We start from the raw sequence: 7958 nt of genomic DNA, 5'->3' as shown, positions 1-7958 counted from the left end.
GGTAGTGGTCTTTGCCCACTACCTCGTCGCGGGGAGCACTACCTCGGCGCGGGGAGAACTACCTCGGCGCGGGGAGAACTACCTCGCGCGGTCTCGCACTACCTCGACGGGGTCCGCGCCACCGCACGCCGAGAGAGACTGGAGCCATGACCGACGCCGCCACCCTGCCCGAGTCGCTGTCCGAGATCCGGGAGGACTTCCTCGCCCTGCCCGAGCGGGAGCGCCTCCAGCTCCTGCTCGAGTTCTCGCGCGAGCTGCCGGGCCTGCCCGCCCGGTACGAGAGCGCACCCGGCCTGCTGGAGCGGGTCGAGGAGTGCCAGTCCCCCGTGCGCGCGTTCGCGGAGGTCGACGGCGACGTCGTGCACTTCTTCGCCACCGCGCCCGAGGAGGCGCCCACCACCCGCGGGTTCGCGTCGATCCTCGCGCAGGGGCTGTCCGGGCTGTCGCCGCAGCAGGTCCTCGACGTGCCGGACGACTTCCCCCTGATGATCGGCCTCACCCGCGCCGTCAGCCCCCTGCGCCTCAACGGGATGGCGGGCATGCTCACCCGCGCCAAGCGGCAGGTGCGCGAGCAGCTCGCCGCCGCCTGACGGCGCCCGGGCGGTTCAGAAGTCGAACAGGTCGCCGAGGAACGAGTCCTTCTTCTGGCGCTTGCGGTAGCGGGGGTCGTACCCGCGCTCGTCGTACCGCTTGTCGTCATAGCGCTTGTCGTCATAGCGCTCGTCGAAGCGCCGCTCGTCGTACCTCGGCCCGTCGTAGCGCCGATCGTCGTACGACGCCGGGAGCGGTGGCCCGGGGGATGTCGGCGGCGGCACAGGACCGCGCGCCTCGGCGGCGATCTCCGACTCGAGGGAACGCTCGATGATCTTGTCGAGCTCGCCCCGGTCGAGCCAGACGCCGCGGCACTGCGGGCAGTAGTCGATCTCGACGCCCTTGCGCTCGGTCATGACGAGGACGGACTGGTCGTGCGGACACTGCATGGCGGCTGCTCCTTCGTCGGCTGGTGGGGACAACGGCCCGGACCGGCGGAGGGTTCCCTCGATGTGCGAGAGTGTGCCCATGACGGTGCTCGTGGCCTACAACCCGTCGCCCCACGGTGAGGCGGCCGTCCGGACGGCGATCGCGGAGGCGGCCCGCAGAGGGCTCGCCCTGCACGTCGTGCACCTGGCACGGTCGGACGACCCGGTGGACGGCGACCCGCTCGACGGCCTGCTCGCCGACGTGCCGCAGGGCGTGGAGGTGCGGCCCGTCACCCGCCGCGCGGCCGGCACGGAGCCGGCCGACGCGATCCTCGACGCCGCCGACGAGGTCGGCGCGACCCTCGTCGTCCTCGGCTCCCGCAAGCGCTCCAGCGCCGGCACCTTCCTCATCGGCACGACGACGCAGCGGGTGCTGCTCGACGCGTCCGTGCCCGTCCTGGTCGTCAAGGACGCCTACGACGACTGACCGGCCCGCCCGGTCTGCCCGGTCCGGTGACCCTCAGCGCCCTGCGGTGAGGGCGCGCGGGACGCGCTCGTGCGCGACGACGTCGCCCCGCGGCACGACGAGCGGCCGCAGGTCGCCACGCGCGGCGTCCACCTGCTCCACCGGGAGCCGCTCCACGCCGCCCGCCTCCGCCATCCACCAGCCGAGGTTGGGCGCGAGCGCCGCGTAGCCGTCGCGCATCACGTAGCGCAGCACCGTGTCGGCGAGCCGCACGCCGTCGCGCCACGGCTCGGCGACGCCGCCGGACGGCCCGGCCGCGAGGGTCGCGGCCGGTGCGGTCGCCGGCAGCGCGAGCACGCGCAGCCCGTGCCGGAACACGACGCGCCCGTCGACCGTCTCGTACCGCGGCCGCACGCGCTTGACCACGTTGATGACCCGGAAGGGCCACGGCGGCGCCTGGGCGAGGATCAGCTCGGCCTTCGGCGTCAGCTGGCGCGTCAGACGGTGCTCGTCGAACCGGACGCCGACGGCGCGCAGCTCGTCCGCCATCCACTGCAGCGCCATGTCGGAGAGGCCGCAGCGCGCGCCCCCGCCGCCGACGTCACCGTGCGTGCCCGGGAACCACACCTGCTGCACCCGGTCCGGCGGGTCGCCGTCGGGCACGGTCCACAGGCAGGGCGCGAACGTGAGGCGGCGCTCGTCGATGGCCAGGGCCTGCCGGGCGGTGACGACGGCCGACGACAGGGACACGTCGTGAAACCTGTTCTTGCGGCGCGAGAGCCCCGGCACCCCGAGCGCGCCGACGGTGTCGAAGACGCCGAGGAACCGCACCGGGACGCGGATCCCGTGGGCGGCGCGGAACCGCTCCTTCTCCGCCTTGACCTCGTCGCACCGGCGCAGCAGCGCCTCGGCGCGACGACGGCGCCACGACCCCGCCCGGGTGCGCTGGACGGTCCGCTCCGCCCGCGCGACCCTGCGCGGTGCCGGAGGCTTGAGCCGGTACACGCGCTCGGCCTCGTGCAGCAGCCCGGCGTCCGTCGCCTCCGGGGTCAGCAGACCCACCTGCGAGAGCATCCCGACGACGCTGCGCGCCGTGTAGGCGCCGCGCGAGTAGCCGAGCACCACGATCTCGTCGCCCGGCTCGTAGCTCATGGCGAGGAACTGGTAGCCGTCCACGACGTTCCGCGTGAACCCGAAGCCGAACGCCCCGCCCAGGAGCTGGTCCACGAGGTAGCCGCGGGCGCCGACGCCCCCCACATACCCGACGAGCTGCTCGACGTCGCTGTCACCGCCCCCTCCGGAGCGCCGCACGCAGCGCGCGAGCTTCTCGATGTTGGAGACCTGCGTGTTCACCGCGTGGCTCCACGTCCCGTCACAGCACAGCACCAGTCGTTTCATGGTCGTCCCTCCATGGATCTCGGAGGGTCTGCGGCCGGCGGTGATACGACGGGCGCACGGTGAGGGAGGTCGGTGGCCCCGGCGAGGGCTCAGGCGACGACGCGGATGACGGCGCTGTGGTCCAGCTCCCCGTCACCGCGCTCGACCATCCGCTGGTACCGGGTGCGCGCCACCTCGGTGAGCGCCGTGTCGACGCCGAGCGCCTCGCCCGCCGCGATGCCGAACTCGAGGTCCTTGAGCTGGGTGCGGCAGGCCCCGCCGTGCGCGTAGTCGCCGGTCAGGTAGCGGCGTGACTTGTCGTCCAGGAGCCGCGAGCCCGCCAGCCCGCCGCCCAGCACCTCGAGCACCGTCGCGAGGTCGAGGCCGCCCGCCCGGGCGATGGCGACCGCCTCGGCCAGGGCGTTGAGCGTGCCCCCCACGACGATCTGGTTGCACGTCTTGGCGAGCGAGCCCGAACCCACCGGGCCCAGGTGCCGCACGGTGGTCCCCATCGCGTCGAGCAGGGGCCGGACGGCGGCGAGGTCCGCGTCCGCACCGCCCGCCATGATGCTCAGGCTGCCGGCGACCGCGCCCTCGACGCCGCCGCTGACGGGGGCGTCGACCAGGCGGACGCCGGCCGCCTCGAGCTCTGCCGCCCACGCGGTCACCGCGACCGGGCTCACCGTGCTCATGACGACCAGCACCGGGTCGGCCACCCCGGCCGCGGACCACCCTGCGCGCAGCCCGTCCGGCCGTTCCACGACGTCGCGCACCTGGGGCAGGTCCGGGAGCATGACGACGACGACGGGTCGTGCCGCGTCCGCCGGCCGCGCGGCGACCGTGGCGAGCGCCTGGTCCCGCGCGACGTCCTCGGCCCGTGCGGCGGTGCGGTTCCACAGGGCGACGTCGTACCCCGCCGCCAGCAGGTTCCGCGCCATCGGCGCCCCCATCGGTCCCGTGCCGACGAACCCGACCGGCGTGCCCCGCATGCTCGACCTCCACTCTCCTAGACACCGGCGGCGATGCCGGCGGCCTCAGGCTACGGGCATCCGCGCGGCACTTTCGGTTCGGTGCGGCAGTTCGAGCTGCCGCACCGAACCGGAACTGCCGCCGAGTGGGCCGAGAGCCTCGTCAGCGCAGGCGCCGCAGGAACTCGCGCGTCCGGTCCTGCTGCGGGTCCCCGAGCACCTGGGCGGGCGTGCCGCGCTCGTGCACGCGCCCGGCGTGCAGGAAGACGACCTCGTCGGCCACCTCGCGGGCGAAGCCCATCTCGTGCGTCGCGACGAGCATCGTCGTCGGCCGGCCGGCCACCCCCTCGGTGCGCAGCGACAGCAGCAGGTCCAGCACCTCGCCCACGAGCTCCGGGTCGAGGGCGGAGGTCACCTCGTCGAGCAGCAGCAGCTCCGGCCCGTTCACGAGGGCGCGGGCGATGGCGGCGCGCTGCTGCTGGCCGCCTGAGAGCTGGTCGGGGTAGGCCTGCGCCTTGTCGGCCAGCCCGACGCGCTCCAGCATCGCCAGCGCGGCGCTCTCGGCCTCGGCCCGCGGCACCCGGTGCACGACGCGCGGCGCGAGGGTCACGTTGTCGAGCACCCGCAGGTGCGGGAACAGGTTGTACTGCTGGAAGACCATCGCGAGGCGGGCGCGGACGGCGTCGGCGTCCACCCAGGGGTCGGCGACGTCGAGGCCGTCGAGCAGCACCTGGCCGTCGTCGACCTCCTCCAGCAGGTCCACCACCCGCAGGAGCGTGGACTTGCCGGAGCCCGACGAGCCGACGACGACGACGCACGCGCCCGCGGCGACGTCGAGGTCGACGCCGTCGAGGACGACCTTGCGGTCCGCGCCGGCGCCGAAGGACTTGCGGACGTCGCGCAGCGACAGGAGGGGCACGGCCGCGGCGCTCATCGCACGACCCCCGCGCCGGCGACCCCGCGCAGCTCGCCCCGCCAGCCCTGGCGGGCCGACCAGGCGTCCACGAGGCGTGTCAGCGGCACCGAGATCGCGAGGAACAGCAGGCCGGCCACCACGTACGGCGTGAAGTTGTAGTCACCCGTCGTGGCGATCTGCGCGGCCCGGATCGCGTCGACCGCGCCGAGGATCGAGATGAGCCCGGAGTCCTTCTGCAGCGACACCAGCATGCTCGCTACCGGCGCGGTGACGTTCCGCACGGCCTGGGGCAGGACGACGCGCCGCACCGCCTGCCCGCGGCTCAGACCCAGCGACCGCGCGGCTGCCACCTGCGACGGGTGCACCGCCTCGATGCCCGCCCGGAAGATCTCCGCCAGGTAGGCGGTGTAGCAGACCACGATCGACAGGCCGCCGAGGAACGCGGCGCTGACCGGCAGCCACGGCAGCCGCAGCGCCGGCAGCCCGAAACCGACCAGCAGGAGCACCAGCAGCAACGGCACGCCACGGAACACGTCGACGTACCCGACGGCGAGGAGCCGCAGCGGGAACAGGGCCGGCACGCGGGACGTCCGCACGACGGCGAGCAGCAGGCCGACGACGAGGGCCACGACGCTCGCCACGACCCACACCCGCAGGTTGAGCCACAGGCCCGCGGCCACCTCGGGCAGCACCTCCCACGCACGCTCGGGCGAGAAGAACGCCTCTCGGGCCCGTTCCCAGCCGGGCGCCGTCGTCACGACGTAGACGACGGCGGCCAGCACCAGGACGGTCGCGACCGCGGCGACGAGCAGCGCGCGGCGGTGCTGGGCGCGCCGGTACGCCGCGCGGGCGCGGGCCCGCGCGGAGGGCTGCCAGCCGGGGGTCCGGGCGGTCGTGGGGGCGCTCACGTGTCAGGAGAGCTCGGGGACGTCGTCCGACTTGAGCCACGTGGTGCGCAGGTCGTCGAGGGTGCCGTTCTCCTCCAGGGTGTCGACGGCGGCCGAGACGCACGGCGTGAGCGAGGAGCCCTTGTCGAGCACCAGCCCGAGCTGCTCCGGCTCCCCGACGGGCGGCAGCGTGCCGACGACGTGGGTGTCGGGGAAGTAGACGGTCGAGGCCGCGACGCCCTGGTCGACGTCCATCACCATGGCGTCGATCGTGCCGGAGCTCAGCGCGGTCATCCCGTCCCCGGCCGCGTTGAACGGCGTGACCTCGACGTCGTCCCCCCAGGCGGCGTCCGCCGCCGCGAGGGACGTCTGGGACGCGGTGACGCCCACCTTGGCGCCCTTGAGGTCCGCGAGGCTCGCAGCGTCGGAGAACTTGCCCTCGTCGGCCACGATGACGCCCTGCCTGCTGGTGAGGTACGGGCTGGAGAAGTCGACGGCGCCCTTGCGCTCGTCCGTGATCGTGGTCTGGTATGCCGCGACGTCGAACGGCTTCACCGCCGGGCTGATGATCTGCTCGAACGTGACGGAGGTCCACTCGACGTCGTCCTTCGCGAAGCCCAGCTCGTCCGCGACGGCGTAGACGAGGGCGGACTCGAAGCCCTTCCCGCTGCTGGGGTCGCCCACGTACCAGGGCTCGAACGGGTCGCTAGCGCCCACCGTGAGCGTGCCGTCGGTGAGCGTCTTCATCCCTTCGGGCGTGCAGTCGGTGGCGCTGCCGGAGGGCGTGGCGCCGGTGTCGCCGTCGTCGCCGGACGACGAGCACCCGGCGACCGCGAGGGTGGCGGCGGAGGCGAGGGCGACCGCGAGGAGAGGGCGGGAGGTACGCACGAGGAGGGCCTTCCGGAGGTGTGGACTGCGACGGGCACGACGTCGCGAGCCTATGCCGCCCACCACCTCTCGCGGCATGGCGGTCGTCACAGGCGGGGTGCGCCCGGGTTGTCGATGTTCCCCGGGCAGGGCCCCGTGCCCGCGCCGGTCAGGCGGTCAGGGGTGCACGTGCGCGCGGTGCCCGGTCTGTGCCGAGATGTCCTGCTCAGCCTGCTCGAGCAGCGCGTCCGCGAGCCGCCGCAGGGCCCGCGCAGCCGCCACCTCGTCGCCGATCACCGGGATCTGCGCGTCGCCCGGGTCCTTGCGCGCGTGCCCGACGGCGCGCAGCGAGCCCACGTCCGGGCCAGGCGTCAGCATCGCCTCGGCGGTCGTGCTGCCCGCCGCCTCCATGAGCGACACCCGCACGTCCCAGGTGAGCGCCCGCGCGACCTCCGGTCGTGGCGGGCGTGCGGGCACGGCGTCGCCGCCCTCGTGCTGCACCAGCGTGTCCGCCCCGGGGAAGACCAGCGTCTCCTCGCCCGTGTCCGACCAGCGCACCTGGAACGGCGGGGTGCCGTCCCCGTGGGGGCACCCGACCACGATCCCGTCGCGCACCGCACCGCCGACCACCCCGGACGCCACCACGATCCGGTCCCCCACCGTCGCCCTCATCGCCGCCTCCTCGCGCCGTCGCACGCCCGCCGCCCGAGCTCGGTCCTGTCTGTCCATCATGCGCCGGGGTGCCGCGACAGGCAGCCCGTCACAGCCACCGCCGGGCGGGACGTCGGCGTTCGGCCGTCAGTGCGAGCGCAGCGCGTCGACCAGCTCGCTCTTGCGCATCGACGACCGGCCCTCGATGCCGATCTCGGCCGCACGCTTGCGCAGGTCGGCCACCGTCCAGTCGTCGTAGCTGCCGGACTCGCCGCCCTTCTTGCCGACCTTGCCGCGCCCGCGAGCGGCGGCGGCGTTCGCGATCCGCGCGGACTTCTCCTTGCTGTTGCCCTCGTCCCGGAGCTCCTCGTACAGCTCCTTGTCCTTGACGCTCGGTCCCGCATCCCGTCGGGGCATCGTCGGTCCTCTCGCTCGTCGGGCGCGCCGCTGGCGGGCGTCCTCCACGCTCTTGGGTCCTCCACCTTGGCCCCAGAGCCGCGCTGGTCGCATCTCCAGCCGTGCGGGGACGCGCGCCGGCCGGCCCGCGACTGCACGGCGGGCGAGGACGGGAGGCGGCGGGCGTACGACGGCGACGTCGTGCTCGGCCCGGGAATGACGAAGGCCCCGACCGGATCCCGGTCGGGGCCTTCTGGATGTCGACGACATCCCGTGGTAGCGGGGGCAGGATTTGAACCTGCGACCTCTGGGTTATGAGCCCAGCGAGCTACCGAGCTGCTCCACCCCGCGTCGACTCCCTGAACATTACGGCACGTTCGGGCCCGAGCCAAATTCAATCGGGCGAATGGGACCCACGTCACACCCGAGCCCGCTGCTGCGCTCCCGGAGACGCCGCGGGGTCGCCGGTCC

Annotated in this window: 10 protein-coding genes and 1 tRNA gene; 2 read left to right on the top strand and 9 right to left on the bottom strand. The window is 74.1% G+C overall.

The genetic code is table 11. The features are described 5' to 3' along the window. Positions 1–146 precede the first annotated feature (146 nt). Positions 147–590 carry a SufE family protein gene (locus tag ACFT55_RS17415; protein WP_380245101.1) on the top strand — a complete coding sequence of 148 codons (444 nt, stop codon included), beginning with the start codon at positions 147–149 and terminating at the stop codon, positions 588–590. Between the two features lie 15 nt (positions 591–605). Here ACFT55_RS17415 and ACFT55_RS17410 read toward each other — a convergent pair whose 3' ends face one another. Next, the gene (locus tag ACFT55_RS17410) at positions 606–980 is read right to left on the bottom strand and encodes a zf-TFIIB domain-containing protein (protein ID WP_380245100.1); all 375 of its coding nucleotides are present in this window, start codon (positions 978–980) and stop codon (positions 606–608) included. A 79-nt stretch (positions 981–1059) separates the two neighbouring features. On the opposite strand from ACFT55_RS17410, the gene ACFT55_RS17405 reads away from it, so the two are divergent. Continuing rightward, a complete protein-coding gene (locus ACFT55_RS17405; RefSeq protein WP_380245099.1) occupies positions 1060–1446 on the top strand; it encodes a universal stress protein in 387 nt (128 codons plus the stop codon). A 33-nt stretch (positions 1447–1479) separates the two neighbouring features. Here ACFT55_RS17405 and ACFT55_RS17400 read toward each other — a convergent pair whose 3' ends face one another. The 8 genes from ACFT55_RS17400 to ACFT55_RS17365 form a co-directional block, all read right to left on the bottom strand. Continuing rightward, positions 1480–2823 carry a DUF2235 domain-containing protein gene (locus tag ACFT55_RS17400; protein ID WP_380245098.1) on the bottom strand — a complete coding sequence of 448 codons (1344 nt, stop codon included), beginning with the start codon at positions 2821–2823 and terminating at the stop codon, positions 1480–1482. An 89-nt stretch (positions 2824–2912) separates the two neighbouring features. Further along, entirely contained in the window at positions 2913–3791 is an 879-nt protein-coding gene (locus ACFT55_RS17395; protein ID WP_380245097.1) for an NAD(P)-dependent oxidoreductase, read from the bottom strand. Between the two features lie 142 nt (positions 3792–3933). After that, positions 3934–4704, bottom strand: coding sequence for an amino acid ABC transporter ATP-binding protein (locus tag ACFT55_RS17390; protein ID WP_380245096.1), 771 nt, complete (start codon positions 4702–4704; stop codon positions 3934–3936). Further along, positions 4701–5594 carry an ABC transporter permease subunit gene (locus ACFT55_RS17385; protein ID WP_380245095.1) on the bottom strand — a complete coding sequence of 298 codons (894 nt, stop codon included), beginning with the start codon at positions 5592–5594 and terminating at the stop codon, positions 4701–4703. Before ACFT55_RS17385 ends, ACFT55_RS17390 begins: the two co-directional genes overlap by 4 nt. A gap of 3 nt (positions 5595–5597) precedes the next feature. After that, positions 5598–6461 carry a transporter substrate-binding domain-containing protein gene (locus ACFT55_RS17380; protein ID WP_380245094.1) on the bottom strand — a complete coding sequence of 288 codons (864 nt, stop codon included), beginning with the start codon at positions 6459–6461 and terminating at the stop codon, positions 5598–5600. A 156-nt stretch (positions 6462–6617) separates the two neighbouring features. Beyond that, positions 6618–7112 (bottom strand): dsRBD fold-containing protein, encoded by a 495-nt coding sequence (locus tag ACFT55_RS17375; protein WP_380245093.1) that lies wholly within the window; start codon positions 7110–7112, stop codon positions 6618–6620. Positions 7113–7238: 126 nt separating this feature from the next. Continuing rightward, positions 7239–7508, bottom strand: coding sequence for a Rho termination factor N-terminal domain-containing protein (locus tag ACFT55_RS17370; protein ID WP_380245092.1), 270 nt, complete (start codon positions 7506–7508; stop codon positions 7239–7241). Positions 7509–7761: 253 nt separating this feature from the next. Beyond that, a tRNA-Met gene (locus ACFT55_RS17365) sits at positions 7762–7838 on the bottom strand. Positions 7839–7958: the final 120 nt, after the last annotated feature.

It is taken from the genome of Isoptericola sp. NPDC057191 (assembly GCF_042670225.1).
Lineage (GTDB): Bacteria > Actinomycetota > Actinomycetes > Actinomycetales > Cellulomonadaceae > Isoptericola.
The sequence above is the reverse complement of the archived record's forward strand: the minus strand, read 5'-3'. Positions and strand labels throughout refer to the sequence as shown.